This is a genomic window from Streptomyces sp. NPDC006193 (assembly GCF_040613915.1).
Taxonomy (GTDB): domain Bacteria; phylum Actinomycetota; class Actinomycetes; order Streptomycetales; family Streptomycetaceae; genus Streptomyces.
Genome location: NZ_JBEXTB010000025.1, coordinates 74,931 through 90,870 on the forward strand (window position 1 = coordinate 74,931; position 15,940 = coordinate 90,870).

The window sequence follows — 15,940 nt, forward strand, 5'->3', positions numbered from 1 at the left end:
GGAGCGTCCCACGGGGCCGGGCCCCGCCGGTGCGGCGGCCGGGTGCGCGCGGCGCCGGCTGCCCGGGGTGCTTGACCGGCCCGTGCGGCGGACCGAGGATCGGCTGTCATGACGCAGGGACAGGGCAGCACGGTCGACGGGGTGCTGCGGCGCAGCGCCCGCCGCACCCCGGCGCGCCTCGCGCTGGAGTACGGCGAGCGGACATGGACGTACGAGGAACTCGACGACGCCGTCTCCCGCGCGGCCTCGCTGCTGCGCGACGAAGGCCTCGCCCCCGGCGACCGGGTCGCCGCCTACGGTCACAACTCCGACGCCTACCTGATCGCCTTCCTCGCCTGCGCCCGCGCCGGCCTGGTCCATGTGCCGGTCAACCACCACCTCACCGGCGACGACCTCGCCTACCTCGTCCGCCAGTCGGGCAGCGCGCTGGTGCTCAGCGACCCGGACCTCGCCGGGCGGCTCCCGGACGGGGTGCGGGTGCTGCCGTTGCGGGACGCCGGCGACTGCCTGCTCACCCGGCTCCCGCGGGCGGCGCCGTACGCCGGTCCCGAGCCCCGCTCCGAGGACCTGGTGCAGCTGCTGTACACCTCCGGCACCACCGCCCTGCCCAAGGGCGCGATGATGACCCACCGGGCCCTGGTGCACGCGTACCTCAGCGCGATCACCGCCCTCGACCTGAGCGCCGGCGACCGGCCGGTGCACGCGCTGCCGCTCTACCACTCCGCGCAGATGCACGTGTTCCTGCTGCCCTCCCTCGCGGTCGGCGCGACCAACATCGTCCTGGACGCGCCCGACGGGGACCGGCTGTTCGACCTGATCGAGTCGGGCCGGGTGGACAGCCTGTTCGCGCCGCCCACGGTGTGGATCGGCCTGGTCGGCCGGCCCGACTTCGCCGCCCGCGACCTCGACGGCCTGCGCAAGGCGTACTACGGGGCGTCCGCGATGCCGGTGCCCGTGCTGGAACGGCTGCGCGAGCGCCTGCCGAAGCTCGCCTTCTACAACTGCTACGGGCAGAGCGAGATCGGCCCGCTGGCCACGGTCCTGGGCCCCGACGAGCACGAGGGCCGGCTCGGCTCCTGCGGCCGGACCGTGCTGTTCGTGGACGCCCGGGTCGTGGACGAGCACGGCGCGGACGTGCCGGACGGCACGCCCGGCGAGATCGTGTACCGCTCGCCGCAGTTGTGCGAGGGCTACTGGGACAAGCCCGAGGAGACCGCCGAGGCCTTCCGCGACGGCTGGTTCCGCTCCGGCGACCTCGCGGTACGGGACGCCGACGGCTACTTCACCATCGTGGACCGGGTGAAGGACGTCATCGATTCCGGCGGTGTGCTGGTGGCTTCACGCCAGGTCGAGGACGCGCTGTACACCCACGAGTCGGTCGCCGAGGCCGCCGTGATCGGCCTGCCCGACGAGCGGTGGGTCGAGGCGGTCACGGCGGTCGTCGTCCGGCGCGGCGAGGTGACGGAGGAGCAGCTCATCGACCATGTCAAGGAGCGGCTCGCACCGTTCAAGGCGCCCAAACGGGTCCTGTTCGTGGACGAGTTGCCGCGCAACGCCAGCGGCAAGATCCTCAAACGCGCACTGCGCGAGCGCTTCGGCGGCTGACGGGGCCTACGACGGCCCCGCCGACGGCAGCAGGGCCTCGGCCAGCTGACGCCAGTACGGCAGCGCGGAAGCCCCCGGCCGGGCGCCGGGCCGTGCGGGGCGCCGGGCGGCCGAGGGTCAGAGCGTCTGGCCCAGTTCGGCGACCAGGGCGGCGATGCGCTGTTCGTCGCGCTTGTAATGGGTCCACTTGCCCACCCGGGTCGCCCGGACCAGCCCCGCACGCTGCAGTTCGGCCATGTAGGCCGACACCGTCGACTGGGCCAGGCCCGCCTTCGCCTGGATGTGGCTCACGCACACCCCCACCTCGGCCGGGTCGGCGATGGCGGTCTCCAGCGGGAAGTGCCGCTCCGGTTCGCGCAGCCAGCGCAGCATCTGCAGCCGCACCGGGTTGGACAGCGCCCGCAGCGCGTTGACCAGGTCCGGGTCCGGAGTGGGGGCGGTGTCCGTCATGACTCGGAGTATAGGTGCCCCCGACGATTCGGGGTACGACGATACGAGCGCGTCAGCCGGCGTCCCGTGGCCGCAGGTCCACGATCCGGCGGATCTTGCCCACCGACCGCTCCAGCGACTCCGGCTCCACGATCTCCACGCCGACCGACACCCCGATGCCGTCCTTGACGGCCGCGGCGATGGAGCGGGCCGCCGCCTCCCGGGCCTCCGGCGGCGCGTCCGGGCGGGCCTCGGCCCGGACGGTCAGCGCGTCCAGCCGGCCCTCCCGGGTCAGGCGCAACTGGAAGTGCGGCGCCACCCCCGGGGTGCGCAGCACGATCTCCTCGATCTGGGTCGGGAACAGGTTGACCCCGCGCAGGATCACCATGTCGTCGCTGCGCCCGGTGACCTTCTCCATCCGCCGGAACACCCGGGCCGTGCCGGGCAGCAGCCGCGTGAGGTCCCGCGTCCGGTACCGGACGATCGGCATCGCCTCCTTGGTCAGCGACGTGAAGACCAGCTCGCCGCGCTCGCCCTCCGGCAGCACCTCACCGGTGACCGGATCGACGACCTCCGGATAGAAGTGGTCCTCCCACACATGGAGTCCGTCCTTGGTCTCCACACACTCCTGAGCCACGCCGGGACCGATCACCTCGGACAGCCCGTAGATGTCGACCGCGTCGATCGCGAACCGTTCCTCGATCTCCCGCCGCATCTGCTCCGTCCACGGCTCGGCGCCGAAGACGCCCACCCGCAGCGAGGTGGTCCGAGGGTCCACGCCCAGCCGCTCGAACTCGTCCAGCAGCGTCAGCATGTAGGAGGGGGTCACCATGATCACCGACGGTTCCAGGTCCCGGATGAGCTGCACCTGCCGGGCCGTCATCCCGCCGGAGGCCGGGACGACCGTACAGCCGAGGCGCTCGGCGCCGTAATGGGCGCCCAGGCCGCCGGTGAACAGGCCGTAGCCGTACGCCACGTGCACGGTGTCGCCGGGGCGCCCGCCGGCCGCGCGGATCGACCGGGCCACCATGTCGGCCCACAGCGAGAGGTCGTTGTCCGTGTAGCCCACCACCGTGGGGCGGCCCGTGGTGCCGCTGGAGGCGTGCAGCCGCCGGATCCGCTCGCGCGGTACCGCGAACATCCCGTACGGGTAGTTTTCCCGCAGGTCGGCCTTGGTCGTGAAGGGGAAGTGCGCGAGGTCGGCGAGCGAACGGCAGTCCTCCGGGCGGACACCCGCCTTGTCGAACGACTCCCGGTAGAACGGCACGTGCTCATAGGCGTGCCGCAGCGAGGCCCGCAGCCGCTCCAGCTGCAGTGCCCGCAGCTCCTCGGTCCCGAGCCGTTCACCCGCGTCGAGCAGATCCTTCGCATCCGCCATCGCGACGTCTCCCTTGCCAACCGCACATTACGGGCGACCGATCATTCGGTCGTTGTGTTCGGGGCCAGTAATGCAGGCCGACCCGGCCCGGGGCAAGGGCCCTGCGGGAATTTCCGCACGGTGAACCGCGCACGACCGGCCCGTGGCCTGCACAGGAGCCGCCGCACGGCGGCCACGGGGCGGGGAACGACGTTGCGGCCGGGCCCGGCCACCCCGCATGATCACCGCATGCCGACATTCACCACCGGCGACGGCACCCGGCTCGCCTACCACCTGCGGGGCGCCGGCGACCCCCTCGCCGTCCTGCCCGGTGGCCCCCTGCGCGCCTCCGCCTACCTCGCGGACCTCGGCGGGCTGACCGCGCACCGCCGGCTCGCCCTGCTCGACCTGCGGGGCACCGGCGACTCGCAGACGCCGGCGGACCCGGGGACGTACCGCTGCGACCGCATGGTCGACGACGTGGAACGATGGCGGGCCCACATGGGACTTGCCCAGATGGACCTGCTCGCCCACTCGGCGGGCGCCGCCCTGGCGATGCTCTACGCCGCCCGTCACCCGCAGCGCATACGGCGGCTGGTCCTGGTCACCCCCAACCCGTCCGCCCTCGGCATGCGGGCCACGGCCGAGGACCGGCTCGCGGCCGCCCGGCTGCGCGCGGACGAGCCCTGGTTCGCGCAGGCCTACCCCGCCTTCCGGGCCTGGCTCGCGGGCGAGGCCGGCTTCGACGACGTCTTCCTGCCGTTCTTCCACGGCCGCTGGGACGACACCGCCCGGGCCCACTCCGCCGCCGAGCCGGAGCAGACCAACGAGGAGGCCGGCGAGCGCTACTTCGCCGACGGCGCCTTCACCCCGGACGCGACCCGCGCCGCCCTCGCCGCACTGACCGCCCCGGTCCTCGTGTACGCGGGCGAGCTCGACGGCGGCCCCTGCCCCGCCCTCGCCCGCCGCACCGCCGAAGCCTTCCCCGACGCCGCGCTGACCCTCCAGCCCGGCGCCGGCCACTACCCCTGGCTGGACGACCCCGAGCGCTTCCGCGACCACGTCGCCGCCTTCCTCACCGAGCCCGCGCCCGGCCGCTAGACCCTCGTCGGAGCAGGCACGCGGCACGCCGTGCGGCGGGACCCCACGGAGCGGAGCCGAGGAAGTACGTCCGAGGAAGTCGTCGACCCCGCCCGGCATGCCGAGGGCGGCCGGCGGCTCGCGGGCCGGGGCGTCCGGGCGGCGGCCGTGCACGGGTGTGCGTGCCGTAGGCGTAGATCACCAGCGCCGGGCGTTCGGCCGGGATCTCCGCCGAGAGGGAGCCGCGGCGGCGGAGAGCCGCTCCCGCGGCGCAGCCCGGAGGCCGCCCGAAAGATCGCCCTCAGGTGCCCTGTCCGCCCTGGCGGCCGGTCGCTAGGCTGAGCCGCGGACGACGAACCGGGAGGAGCACGGACGTGGCCGACAGCACCACCCAGCAGTACCCGTTCGCGGGCTGGGACAAGCCGGAGCTGGACCTCAGCAAGGCGGAGTGGCAGTCCAGCAGCCGAGGTCTGGGCGACGTCCAGATCGCCTTCGTCGAGGGGTTCGTCGCGATGCGCAACAGCGGCCGGCCGGAGAGCCCTTCCCTGATCTTCACCCCGGCGGAGTGGGGCGCGTTCGTCAGCGGCGCACGGGAGGGCGAGTTCGACCTCACCTGAACCTCACCTGACCCGGGGGTGTCACGACCCGATTTCCGGACACGCGGCCAGCAGCGCCCCGCCGGGCCCGGATCCGAGCCGGGCCGGCCCCGCGCAAGGGGCGCCGTGTCGCCGGAGGTGAGAAGGATGAGCGCTGCGCCGGTCATCGCCGCGGTCGACGGCTCCGAGGGCAGCCTGCGCGCCCTGGACTGGGCCCTGGACGCCGCCCGCCGGCGCGCGGCGCCGCTGCGGGTGGTGCACGTACGGCAGTACACGGTGTGGGCCGCCGATGTGCCGGCCGCAGGTCCGCCCCGGCCGGAGGGCGACCCGGTGCTCGACGGGGCGCGCGCCCGGCTCGCCGGCCGCTCCGGAGCCCCGGTGGTGGAGTACGCCGCCCTGGAGGGCGTGCCGGGCGCGGTCCTGCCCGCCCTGGGCGCCGACGCCCAGCTGCTGGTCCTCGGCTCCCGCGGCCGCGGCGGCTTCGCCGGCCTGCTGCTCGGCTCCAACGGCCTCGCCGCCGCCCGTGACGCCGAGTGCCCGGTGGTCGTCGTGCCGCCGCCGGGCCGCACGGTGCACGGTGAGGGACCGGCCGAGCCGGGACCCCGCGTGGTCGTCGGCCTGCACGCCGACAGCCCCGACGAGGCCGTCCTCGCCTTCGCCTTCGCCGAGGCCGCCCGCCGCGGAGCCCGGGTGCAGGCGATCGCCGCCTACCCGTGGCCGGTGCAGACCTGGTCCGTTCCCGGTCAGACGGTGCCGCCGCCGGTCGACCGGGGCCCCGTGGAGAACGAGACCCGCGCCCTCGCCGAGGGCTTCCTCGCCCCGCACCGCGCCCGGCACCCCGAGGTCCGCGCCGACGCCGAGGCGCTCGCCGGCGACGCGGCCGGCCACCTGGTCGCCGCCTCCCGGGACGCCGACCTCGTCGTCGTCGGCCGGCACCGGCGGCGCCTGCTCGCCCCGGCCCGGATGATGGGCTCGGTCACGCAGGCCGTGCTGCTGCACGCGGCGAGCCCGGTCGCGGTGGTGCCGCCGGCGCCGCCCGAGGAGTGACACCGGGGGCGGAGCCGGCGCGGCGGACCGCGCAGCGCCCCGCGACCCGTCCGATGCCGACCGCAGTCCCCCCGGGGGCCGGCACCCGGGCACCCCCGGATCCGGGGAGCCCCCGCCGCCCGGCACACCCGCGCGCCCCTCGTCCGGCCGAGCGGCTCCGGCTCCGGCCCGGGCGTCCCTCCCCGCCGCCCGCGGACACCGGTCCGCCGGCCGCCGTGGCGCTGTCCGGCCGCACGGCCGCACGGCTGCACCCGGTGCGCCCGCACCCACGGCGACTCGCCCCGCGGCCGGCCGGCGCGGCCCCGGGGACCTGCCGGCGAACCGCCCCCGCGCCGGCCCGGTCCCCCCGTCGCCCGCAGGTCACCGAGCGCGGCGCGGGCACGTACCATGGCCGCATGTCGTTCCTCCGCCGCCGCAGCGCCACTCCTGCCGGACCCGACTTCGACGTGCTGGCCATGGACCCGGGCGACTGGCCGGGCAACCTCGGCGCGGGCCTGCTGCCCGCCCCCGACGGCACCTGCCAGGGTGTCTTCCTGCGCTACGACCTCTTCGGCGGACGCGGCCCCGCCATGATCATCGGCAATCTGCCGGAGGGCTCCCCGGCGCGCGACGTGGCCGAGGGCGAGATCCCCTTCGAGGTGGGCCAGTTGCTGCTGGCACTGGAGAACGACGAGGAGGTCACCGTCCTGGAGACCGAGGACACTCCGGTCCTCCAGGGCGACAACCTCCTCATCGTGCGGCGCCTGAAGCTCTCCGAGAGCCGGATCTCCTGCGTGCAGTTCGACCGCAGCGACGGCGTCCTCGTGACCATCGCGGCCTGGGACCGCCCCATCACCGACGACCTGTACGCCCTGCTGAAGCCGCTCCCGGCGGAGCTTTTCCAGCAGGGCTGAGACCGCGGGCCGCCGTCAGCCGGCGGAGTTGCGGAGCGTCACGTCCGCCGCCCGGACGAACCCGACCCGGTGGCCGTACTGGATCTCGTAGTACAGGTCGGCGCCCCGCACGACCCGGTGCGAGTCGGTGGTGAAGGTGACGGCGTAGTAGTACTCGCCCGGGACCTCGTCACCGACCACGTACTCCTGCCCGGCCGGGATGGTGTAGGGCAGCGGCACCACCGACTGGGTGGGGACGCCGGCCGGATAGGCCTCCTTCTCCGGGTAGGCCCTGCCGTACACCGGGACGCTCGCCAGACCGGCTCTCGGCGCGACCACCAGGCCCTTCGCGGGGACCGCCGTCGGGTTGCCGCGCGGGTTGCGGAACCAGGCCTTCTGCCCCAGGTACCAGACGGCCGTCCAGTCGCCCCAGCGGCCGGCGACCGCGTACTGCTGGCCGGTGGAGACCCGTGAGGACAGGTCGTTCACGCCGGTCGTCGGCTCCGTCCGCAGACCGATGTCCCTCACCAGCGGGGCGTTCTCGTCGTGGTCCGTGTACAGCCGCACCTCGCTGGAGCCGTGGTCGGCGCAGGGCTCGCCCTGGGCGGTGCAGCCGGTGTACACGGGCCGGTGGGAGGCGTAGTCCGGCAGGATCGTCACCACGCCGGAGTGCCGGCCCGCCGTGCGGGTGAAGGGGTGGCCCAGGAGCTGGAAGTAGTGCCGCCAGTCCCAGTACGGGCCGGGGTCCGTGTGCATGCCGGGTACGGCGGCGGCGGTGGGCCCGGGCACGTTGTCGTGGCCCAGGACGTGCTGCCGGTCCAGCGGGATGCCGTGGATCCTGGCCAGGTACCGCACCAGCCGGGCCGAGGACCGGTACATCGCCTCCGTGTACCAGGCGTCGGGGCTGGCGAGGAACCCCTCGTGCTCGATGCCGATCGACTTGGCGTTGAGGTACCAGTTGCCCGCGTGCCAGGCGACGTCCTTCGCCTTGACGTGCTGGGCGATGAGACCGTCGGTGGAGCGGATCGTGTAGTTCCAGGACACATAGGCCGGGTCCTGGATCAGGTTCATCACGCCGTCCCAGGCTCCCTCCGTGTCATGGACGACGATGTACTCGATCTTCTGGGAGGCGGGACGGTCGCCGAGGTCGTGGTTGCCGTAGTCGTCGCCGAACTCCTCGTACGGCGCCGGTACCGAGGTGCAGGAAACCGACCGGGGGCACTCGGTGCCGTCCGCGGGCAGCGTGCGCAGACCGGCCCGCCGCAACGGGGCGGTGTCCGGGGTCAGCCCCGGCCGGGCGGCCAGGGCGACCAGCTGGCCGTCGTCCGTGGTGCGTTCCGCGCCCGTGCGCAGCACCTCGTACACGTCGTCGGCGTAGGCCGCGGCGGTCGCGGTGTCGTCGGCGCCGGAGAAGCGGGCCACCGCGCCGTACCAGTCGGCGGGGTCGGTGCTCGCCGGCTCGCCCAGGTCCTTCTGCGCTGCCGCGAGCAGGGCGGCGCCGCCGGCGATGTTCGCCGCCGGGTCGGTGCGCAGTTCCCCGGCCGGGATGCCGGTCAGCGCCGCCGCCTTCGGCAGCGTTCTCAGCCGGGCCGGCACCGCCGACCCGGCCGGCGCCACGGCGCGGGGACGCAGCGCCGGCCGGGCGGTGTCGCCGCGTGGATCCTCCGTCCCCTCGGCGAAGTGCTCCGCGGCGGCGATCGCGGTCCGGGCGTCGGTGAGGTGCATCGGGCCGTAGCCGCCGGTCACGCTCGGCGCGCCGCCGTGCGCGTCCCAGCGGGACTGGAGGTAGGAGACGGCCAGCAGGACGCTCTGCGGCACGTGGTGCTCGGCCGCCGCGGCGGCGAACGCGTGCTGCAGCCGGTGCGCGGACGAGGCCGGGGCGCTGTGGGCGGGCGCCGCGCCCGGCGCGGACAGCAGCAGGGCCGCGGAGACGAGCGGGACGGCGGTGCGCCGCAGGCGTCTGTGGCCGGGTGCGGACGTGGGGTCGGTGGCGGGTCCTCGCATGGCGGCCTCCTGTGACGGGCGGGGCGTGGCGGGGCGTGGCGGGGCGTGCGGCACCGGGCTGGGTCAGTGGTACCGGTCTGCCGACGATCCGTCAATGATGCCGTCAGTGTGGAGATTTCCCATGTCATGGAGGGTTTCGGCGAGTTTCGCGGCGGCGGGGCGCGGGCCTGCGGGGCGTCAGTGGCGTACACCGGTGGACGGCGCGGGCGCATACGACGGTGCATGCCGGGCACGCACCGGCGGACGGCGCGCGGGCGGCATACGAAGGTCCGCGGTGCGCCGCCGCTCGGGCGCACCGCGGAACCCTCGCCCCCCCCGGTCAGCGCGTGCCGACCGCCGCCCGGACGGCACGGCGGGCCATGTGGCAGTCGTCGTGCAGCCGCCTGAGCAGCAGCCGCTGTTCCTCACCGGACGGCACAGCACCCGGGTGGGCTGCGCCGTGTGCCGCCGGCGCCGTGTCGTGCATCGAACGCTGCACGGCCGACTCGCACCTGCGGATCTCCCGGGTGAGCAGCAGCATCAGATTCACCAGGAAGGCGTCCCGGGAGGCCGGACCCGCCGACTGGGCGATCTGGCTGATCTGCCGCCGGGCCGTCGGCGCCTGACCGAGGATCAGCCACAAGGTCGCCAGGTCGTACCCCGGCAGATACCAGCCCGCGTGCTCCCAGTCCACCAGCACCGGGCCGGCCGGTGAGAGCAGGATGTTCGACAGCAGGGCGTCGCCGTGGCAGAACTGGAGCATGCCGTGCCGGCCGACCTCCTGTGCGATCCCGTGCAGCAGCTTCTGCAGGTCGCCGAGGTCACGGTCGGTGAGCAGGCCCAGCTCGTGGTACCGGGAGATCTGGGCCGCGTAGTCCAGCGGCACGTCGAAGATGCCGGCCGGGGGCCGCCAGGCGTTCACCCGGCAGATCGCCCCGAGCGCGGCCCGGACGTCCGCGCGGGGCGGAGCCTCCCCGGGATGCCGCTGTAACGCCGCCGTCCGGCCCGGCATCCGCTCGATCACCAGGGTGCAGTTGTCCGGGTCCGCCGCGATGAGCCTCGGCACCCGGACCGGCGGCCGGTGCCGGACGAACGAGCGGTATGCGGCTATTTCCTGACGGCTGCGCTCCGCCCACGTGGCGGAGTGGTCCAGCAGGCACTTGGCGACCGCCGTGCTGCGTCCCGTCGTCCCCACGAGCAGGACGGACCGTCCGCTGCGCCGCAGGATCTGCACCGGCGCGAACTCCGGGCAGATCCGGTGCACCGAGGCGATCGCGGTGCGCAGCTGGGCGCCCTGCGGACCGGACAGGTCCAGTCGCCCGCTGAGCGGCGGCGTCCCGGGCGCCCCCGGTACGCGCCGGGGCCGGGCCGCGCCCAGCACGGGACCGCCCGGACGCGCCGCCGGGTCGAGGTACGGCCCGCCGCCCGCCGGGCGGGAGCGCAGCGGCCGGGGCGGGGCGGACACGGAGGACGATGCTGCGTACATGGGAAGAACAGATCCCTTCGTGTGCCTGCGGTGCCTGCCTGTACGTCCGTGCTCCGCGGCCATGCTCCGGGTGGTGCCCGGTGAGCGTGGTCCGGGAGCGTGCGCCCACCCGGCCCGTCCGCCCGGGCACACCCTGGGGAATGTGCCCGTCATATGCCGCTGGGGAGCCGTCGTATGAGGGCGGCGACCAGGTCGGGGTGGCGCGTTCCTACCTGACACCCGATGACCACTGGCACACCATCTGGCGAACCCTGGCGAAGCGTGGCGAATAGTCGCCCGGCAACCTCCGCCCGGCTAGTGTCAACTCAGCCGAGAACCTGGGGGCTTGATGTGAGCGGACAACCCAACACCCGCCTCGCGGACCTGTTCGGCCTGGCCGGCTGGTCGAAGGGCGAACTCGCGAGACTGGTCAACCGGCAGGCGGCGGCCATGGGCCACCCCCAGCTGGCGACCGACACCTCACGGGTGCGGCGGTGGATCGACATGGGAGAGATCCCGCGCGATCCGGTGCCGCGGGTGCTGGCGGCCCTGTTCACCGAGCGTCTCGGCCGTGTCGTGACCATCGAGGACCTCGGTCTGGTGCGGCACGGGCGTGCAGGGAGACGGCCGGGCGTCGGGATCGAGGAACACCCCGACGGAGTGCCGTGGGCGCCCGAACGGACCGCCGCGGTCCTCACCGAATTCACGGGAATGGACCTCATGCTCAACCGACGCGGCTTGGTGGGCGCGGGTGCCGCGCTCGCCGCGGGATCCACACTGAGCACCGCCATGCACGACTGGCTGCACACCGACCCGGCCCTGAAGGCCGACGCCCCCCTCCTCCACGACCCCCTGCACGCCGACCCCGCGGGGTTCGACCGCTACGAGGCCGCCCCCATCGGGTCGCAGGAGATCGAGGAGCTGGAGCGCTCGGTCGAGGTGTTCCGCGCCTGGGACGCGGCCCGCGGCGGCGGGCTGCAGCGCAAGGCGGTCGTGGGACAGCTCAACGAAGTGGGCGGCATGCTCGCCTACCGCCATCCCCCCCATCTGCAGCGGCGCCTGTGGGGCGTCGCCGCCAACCTCGCGGTCCTCGCGGGCTGGATGTCGCACGACGTCGGCCTGGAACCCACGGCGCAGAAGTACTTCGTCATCGCGGCCCACGCGGCCCGGGAGGGCGGTGACCGGCCGCGCGCCGGTGAGGCGCTGTCCCGGGCGGCCCGGCAGATGGTGCACCTGGGCCGGCCCGACGACGCCCTGGACCTGATGAGACTCGCCCAGTCCGGCGCAGGCGACCGCCTGCAGCCGCGCACGAAGGCGATGTTCCACACCATCGAGGCCTGGGCGCAGGCGTCGATGGGCAAGGGCCAGGCGATGCGGCGCACCCTCGGCCAGGCGGAGGACCTCTTCGCCGGGGACCGGCAGGACGCCGAGACGCCGGACTGGATGCAGACCTTCAAGGACGAGGACCTGTACGGCATGCAGGCCCTCGCCTACCGGACCCTCGCGGAGTTCGACCCGGGCGCGGCCGTGCACGCCCAGTACTACGCGGAGAAGGCCCTGGCCCTGCGCGTGGACGGCCGTGAACGGTCGAAGATCTTCGACCATCTGTCCATGGCGTCGGCCTGTTTCATCGCCGACGATCCCGAACAGGCCGACCGCTACGCTCGGCTGGCCCTGATGTCGATGGGTTCGAACTCCTCCCGCCGCACCTGGGACCGGCTGCGGCAGATGTACCGGCTGACCGCGCAGTACGCGGGCTACCCGAAGATCCACGAACTGCGGGAGGAGATCAGACTGGCCCTGCCCAAGCCGCGGGGCAAGGGGGACGGCCAGCTCGCGCAGACCTGAGCGCTCGGGCGCGACCGCTCGGGGGGTGGTCGTCCCGTCAGGGCGTCCGCGCACGGCCCGGCCCGGCGGGTCGGCTCATGCGGTGTCCCGCTCACGCGGTGACCCTGGCGACGAGCACGCACGCGTCGTCCTCGCGTCCGGTCCCGCCGAACTCCTCGACGACCGTGCGCACGCACTCCTGCGCGGTGCGCGCCGCGCCGAGCCGTGGCGCGAGGGCGAGCAGCCGTTCCGCCGCCGGGGCCCTGCCGCAGTCCGCCGTCAGCCCGTCGGTGTGCAGGAGCAGCAGGTCGCCCGGCTCCAGGGTGACGGTGGCCTGCCCGTACGCCGCGCCCGAGGCGGCGCCGAGGAGGACGCCGTCCGGTGGGTCCAGCACGCGCCCCGTCCCGTCGCGGTACAGCACCGGGGCGGGGTGTCCTGCCTGTGCCCAGACCAGGGTGCGGGTCTCGGGGCGGTAGCGGCAGCAGACGGTGGCGCCGAGGGCGGGTTGCACGGTGGCGTCGAGCAACTGGTTGAGCATCGTGAGCAGTCGACCGGGTTCGACGCCGGCCATCGCCATGCCGCGGACGGCGCCGAGCAGCATCGCCATGCCCGAGGCGACAGCCGCGCTGTCTCCGGTGAGGTCGCCGACGCCGAGCAGGATCCCGCCGTCGGGCAGGGGTAACGCGTCGTACCAGTCTCCGCCGAACGGCGTGGCGCCGGCGGCCGGCAGGCGGTGGGCGGCGAGGTCGAGGGTCCCCGGGCCCTGGTGCGGGAACCGCCGGCAGCCGCGCCAGGGCGGCACCACGGCGTCCTGCAGCTCGGCCGCGATCCGGTGCTCGGTCTGCTCCTGCCGGCGGTGGCGGTGCAGCGAGTCACGGGTCTCGCTCACCGTCTGCCGGCTGTGGCGCAGTTCGCTGACGTCCCGCAGCACGGCCCACATGGAGGCGGTGCCGCCGTCGGCGCCGAGCACGGGCTCGCCCATCATGTGCACGGTCCGCACGGACCCGTCGGGCCGTACGACGCGGAACTCGCCGTCGATCGGCTTGCCGTCGACGAGGCAGCCCGTCACCATCGCGGTCAGCTTCGGCCGGTCCTCCTCCGCGACCAGCGTGGGCAGTTCGTCCAGGGTGAGGGCGGGGCGGCCGGGGTCGAGACCGAGGATCCGGTACAGCTCCCCGGACCAGGCGGCCTCGTCCGTCAGCAGGTTCCACTCGGCGCTGCCGACGCGGCCGGGCAGCGCACCGCGCGGGGCGGCGGGCGGGGCGGTCCGGACGGCCGGCGTCTCGGCGGTGTCCGCCGCCGCGGGGGCCGGGCCGTCCCGCAGCTGGGCCAGATGAGCGTCGAGGTCGTCCAGCTGGTGCAGGGCGAGGTCGCAGAGGGCACGCTGCCAGCGCTCCTCGGGGCCCGCGCCGTCGCTGCGGGTGTCCCGCCGTACGGCGTCCACGCCGCCCTTCAGCCGCCGCGCCTGCCTTATCAGCGACTCGACCGAGCCGCGCCCTGGCGGCTGGGCGGCTGATCGGTCCGCGGAGACTGGGGACGGCATGACGCACTCCGGAGGGGGGACGGTACGGCGAGGACGACCGGGGGGACCGTCACGACTGTCGCACAGCCGGCGACTCGCTGTAAGGGATTTGGCACCACACGATACGGTGGTGCTTCCGGCATATGCCAGAGTCTTCCCGGAGCGATCCGCGCGTACGGACGACGTAGACGCGGCCGCGGCCGAGTCGTAGGTGGTGTACGCGCTTCGGAGTGCGTGCGGCCGCTGCTCACGGCGCTCATCCACCAGTTCGACGCCCCTGTGTACGCCCTGCCGTCCGCCCGGTGCGCGGAGGGGCCGGTACCTGCCGAAGTCTGACCGGATTTGGCGGCATGCGAGGGCCCCGCCCGGACTCCTTAAGGGCATGGACACCATCGTCGAACAGATCGCTCAGGCACGGCTGGTCGCCGCCGCGGACCGCGAGGTCGAGGTCCGCGCCACGCTCCGTTATCTCGCCGCCGATCCCCTCGCCGTGTTCGTGGACTTCCCGGCCGAGGCGGCCCTGCACGGCGAGGAGGTCACCTGGACCTTCGCCCGCTCCCTGCTCGACCAGGGGCTGCGCACCCCGGCCGGCTGCGGGGACGTGCGCATATGGCCGTACGGCCGCACCCGCACGGTGCTGGAGTTCCACTCCCCGCACGGCATGGCGCTGCTGCAGTTCCAGGCCTCGGCGCTGCGGCGCTTCCTGGTGCGCACCTACGCGGTGGTGGCGAACGGGCAGGAGGACGTCACGGGTGTGGTCGAGCGGGGGCTGAGCGCGCTGTTCGGCGGGGTGTGAGCCGGCGCGGAGCGCTGCGGGGGCGTTCCGGCCCGGCTTCGACGTCCGTACCCTCCGCCGCCGGGCGGCGCGGGCACCGGCATCCGTGCCGCGGGCGCACGCACGGCCCGCGGGCGGCCGACGGGGGCGACCGAAGACGCCTCCACCCTGCGGCGTAACCTTTCTGCACCGCCGTCGGCACGGCGCCCGCACCGCCCCGAGGAGACCTCCCATGTCCGCCGCCCGCCCCCGCCTGCTCTACGTCACCGACCTGGCGTACCAGGCACGCGGGCGCCGCTACTGCGACGAGGACATCCTCCTCGCCTCCCGGCTGCGCGCCCACTTCGACCTGGCCCTGTGCCATCCGCTGGACGCGGCGGCGCTGATGGACCATCACGACGCGGTCGTGGTCCGCAACAGCGGGCCCGTCCTCGGCTACCAGCGGGAGTACGACGCCTTCCGCGCCCGGGCCCTCGCCCGCGGGACCCGGGTCTACAACCCGCTCACCGGCAAGGCGGACATGGCCGGCAAGCAGTACCTGCTCGACCTGTCCGCCGCCGGTTTCCCGGTCATCCCGACCGTGGGCAGCGCCGAGGACCTGCACCGGCTGCCGCCCGTCCGGCGGTACGTCGTGAAGCCCCGGTTCGGCGCGGACTCCCTCGGCCTGCGGATCGTTCCCGAGAGCCGGGTCGCCGCGCTCGCCGTCGGCGACGTCCTGATCCAGCCCTGCGTCGACTTCTCCTACGAGGTGTCCTTCTACTTCGTGGACGACGACTTCAGCCACGCCCTGTACGCCCCCGACCCCAGGCGGCGCTGGGAGCTGAAGCCCTACCCGGCCACCGCCGCCGACCTGGAGTTCGCCCGGCGCTTCATCGACTGGAACGACCTCGGGTACGGCATCCAGCGCGTCGACGCCTGCCGCACCCCCGACGGCGGGCTGCTGCTGGTCGAGCTGGAGGACCTCAACCCCTACCTGTCCCTGGACGCGCTGCCGGAGGAGGGCCGGGACGCCTTCGTCGCCGCGTTCACGGCGTCCCTGAGCCGTTTCCTGTCGCTGTAGCCGCCCACGCGGGCCGGGTCCCCACCGGCCGTCACGACCGCACGACGCGGCGCCGACCGGGGCCGTGGCCCGTTTCCGGATCCGACACGGCGTCAGCGGGGACGGGAGCGGCGGCCACGGCGGCGGCACGCGCCGGGCGCCGCAGTCGCGGACCGGCGCCGGCGACGCTTCATGAGCGGCACACCGGGCAGGGGGAGGATGACGGCCCCCGCCGCGCCCGGCGCGGGCGGCGCAGGCCGGCACCGACCGGACCGCGGAAGACGGGAGCGGAACAGCATGGCGGAGGTCAGCGACATCCACCGGACGGACGGCACGCCCCAGT

Annotated in this window: 13 protein-coding genes; 8 read left to right on the plus strand and 5 right to left on the minus strand. The window is 74.6% G+C overall.

Translation table 11 applies throughout. The annotated features are described in order from the left end of the window. The first annotated feature begins 108 nt into the window (after positions 1-108). On the plus strand, positions 109-1,605 hold the full coding sequence (locus ABZ261_RS21920) for an acyl-CoA synthetase (protein ID WP_356861606.1): 1,497 nt from the start codon (positions 109-111) through the stop codon (positions 1,603-1,605). A gap of 117 nt (positions 1,606-1,722) precedes the next feature. Here ABZ261_RS21920 and ABZ261_RS21925 read toward each other — a convergent pair whose 3' ends face one another. Both ABZ261_RS21925 and paaK read right to left on the minus strand, forming a co-directional pair. After that, the gene (locus ABZ261_RS21925; protein ID WP_356861608.1) at positions 1,723-2,055 is read right to left on the minus strand and encodes a metalloregulator ArsR/SmtB family transcription factor; all 333 of its coding nucleotides are present in this window, start codon (positions 2,053-2,055) and stop codon (positions 1,723-1,725) included. Positions 2,056-2,107: 52 nt separating this feature from the next. Next, positions 2,108-3,412, minus strand: a complete 1,305-nt coding sequence (gene paaK, locus ABZ261_RS21930; protein ID WP_356861610.1) for a phenylacetate--CoA ligase PaaK — start codon at positions 3,410-3,412, stop codon at positions 2,108-2,110. Between the two features lie 228 nt (positions 3,413-3,640). On the opposite strand from paaK, the gene ABZ261_RS21935 reads away from it, so the two are divergent. The 4 genes from ABZ261_RS21935 to ABZ261_RS21950 all read left to right on the plus strand — a co-directional run bounded on the left by ABZ261_RS21935 (position 3,641) and on the right by ABZ261_RS21950 (position 7,007). Then, positions 3,641-4,492: an alpha/beta hydrolase gene (locus ABZ261_RS21935; RefSeq protein WP_356861612.1), complete on the plus strand. Its 852-nt coding sequence runs from the start codon at positions 3,641-3,643 to the stop codon at positions 4,490-4,492. Between the two features lie 353 nt (positions 4,493-4,845). Then, entirely contained in the window at positions 4,846-5,088 is a 243-nt protein-coding gene (locus ABZ261_RS21940) for a DUF397 domain-containing protein (RefSeq protein ID WP_356861614.1), read from the plus strand. Positions 5,089-5,214: 126 nt separating this feature from the next. Further along, on the plus strand, positions 5,215-6,114 hold the full coding sequence (locus tag ABZ261_RS21945) for a universal stress protein (protein ID WP_356861616.1): 900 nt from the start codon (positions 5,215-5,217) through the stop codon (positions 6,112-6,114). Positions 6,115-6,509: 395 nt separating this feature from the next. Further along, positions 6,510-7,007 carry a hypothetical protein gene (locus tag ABZ261_RS21950; protein WP_356861618.1) on the plus strand — a complete coding sequence of 166 codons (498 nt, stop codon included), beginning with the start codon at positions 6,510-6,512 and terminating at the stop codon, positions 7,005-7,007. Between the two features lie 15 nt (positions 7,008-7,022). On the opposite strand, the gene ABZ261_RS21955 is transcribed toward ABZ261_RS21950, so the two are convergent. Next, positions 7,023-8,990, minus strand: a complete 1,968-nt coding sequence (locus tag ABZ261_RS21955) for a peptidoglycan recognition family protein (RefSeq protein WP_356861620.1) — start codon at positions 8,988-8,990, stop codon at positions 7,023-7,025. Positions 8,991-9,309: 319 nt separating this feature from the next. Then, on the minus strand, positions 9,310-10,455 hold the full coding sequence (locus tag ABZ261_RS21960; RefSeq protein WP_356861622.1) for an aminoglycoside phosphotransferase family protein: 1,146 nt from the start codon (positions 10,453-10,455) through the stop codon (positions 9,310-9,312). Between the two features lie 330 nt (positions 10,456-10,785). On the opposite strand from ABZ261_RS21960, the gene ABZ261_RS21965 reads away from it, so the two are divergent. Next, positions 10,786-12,282: a hypothetical protein gene (locus ABZ261_RS21965; RefSeq protein WP_356861624.1), complete on the plus strand. Its 1,497-nt coding sequence runs from the start codon at positions 10,786-10,788 to the stop codon at positions 12,280-12,282. A 91-nt stretch (positions 12,283-12,373) separates the two neighbouring features. Here the strand turns inward: ABZ261_RS21965 and ABZ261_RS21970 are convergent, their stop codons facing one another. Beyond that, positions 12,374-13,804: a SpoIIE family protein phosphatase gene (locus ABZ261_RS21970; protein ID WP_356861626.1), complete on the minus strand. Its 1,431-nt coding sequence runs from the start codon at positions 13,802-13,804 to the stop codon at positions 12,374-12,376. Positions 13,805-14,165: 361 nt separating this feature from the next. Between ABZ261_RS21970 and ABZ261_RS21975 the strand changes: the two genes are divergently transcribed. Both ABZ261_RS21975 and ABZ261_RS21980 read left to right on the plus strand, forming a co-directional pair. Beyond that, on the plus strand, positions 14,166-14,579 hold the full coding sequence (locus ABZ261_RS21975) for an SsgA family sporulation/cell division regulator (RefSeq protein ID WP_356861628.1): 414 nt from the start codon (positions 14,166-14,168) through the stop codon (positions 14,577-14,579). Between the two features lie 211 nt (positions 14,580-14,790). Then, positions 14,791-15,618 carry a hypothetical protein gene (locus ABZ261_RS21980; protein WP_356861630.1) on the plus strand — a complete coding sequence of 276 codons (828 nt, stop codon included), beginning with the start codon at positions 14,791-14,793 and terminating at the stop codon, positions 15,616-15,618. Positions 15,619-15,940: the final 322 nt, after the last annotated feature.

What these genes read in the sequence shown, in the direction of transcription:
- ABZ261_RS21920 (WP_356861606.1), top strand. Translation starts at nt 109, where the DNA reads ATGACGCAGGGACAGGGCAGCACGGTCGACGGGGTGCTGCGGCGCAGC.
- ABZ261_RS21925 (WP_356861608.1), bottom strand. Translation starts at nt 2,055, where the DNA reads ATGACGGACACCGCCCCCACTCCGGACCCGGACCTGGTCAACGCGCTG.
- paaK (WP_356861610.1), bottom strand. Translation starts at nt 3,412, where the DNA reads ATGGCGGATGCGAAGGATCTGCTCGACGCGGGTGAACGGCTCGGGACC.
- ABZ261_RS21935 (WP_356861612.1), top strand. Translation starts at nt 3,641, where the DNA reads ATGCCGACATTCACCACCGGCGACGGCACCCGGCTCGCCTACCACCTG.
- ABZ261_RS21945 (WP_356861616.1), top strand. Translation starts at nt 5,215, where the DNA reads ATGAGCGCTGCGCCGGTCATCGCCGCGGTCGACGGCTCCGAGGGCAGC.
- ABZ261_RS21950 (WP_356861618.1), top strand. Translation starts at nt 6,510, where the DNA reads ATGTCGTTCCTCCGCCGCCGCAGCGCCACTCCTGCCGGACCCGACTTC.
- ABZ261_RS21955 (WP_356861620.1), bottom strand. Translation starts at nt 8,990, where the DNA reads ATGCGAGGACCCGCCACCGACCCCACGTCCGCACCCGGCCACAGACGC.
- ABZ261_RS21960 (WP_356861622.1), bottom strand. Translation starts at nt 10,455, where the DNA reads ATGTACGCAGCATCGTCCTCCGTGTCCGCCCCGCCCCGGCCGCTGCGC.
- ABZ261_RS21970 (WP_356861626.1), bottom strand. Translation starts at nt 13,804, where the DNA reads ATGCCGTCCCCAGTCTCCGCGGACCGATCAGCCGCCCAGCCGCCAGGG.
- ABZ261_RS21975 (WP_356861628.1), top strand. Translation starts at nt 14,166, where the DNA reads ATGGACACCATCGTCGAACAGATCGCTCAGGCACGGCTGGTCGCCGCC.
- ABZ261_RS21980 (WP_356861630.1), top strand. Translation starts at nt 14,791, where the DNA reads ATGTCCGCCGCCCGCCCCCGCCTGCTCTACGTCACCGACCTGGCGTAC.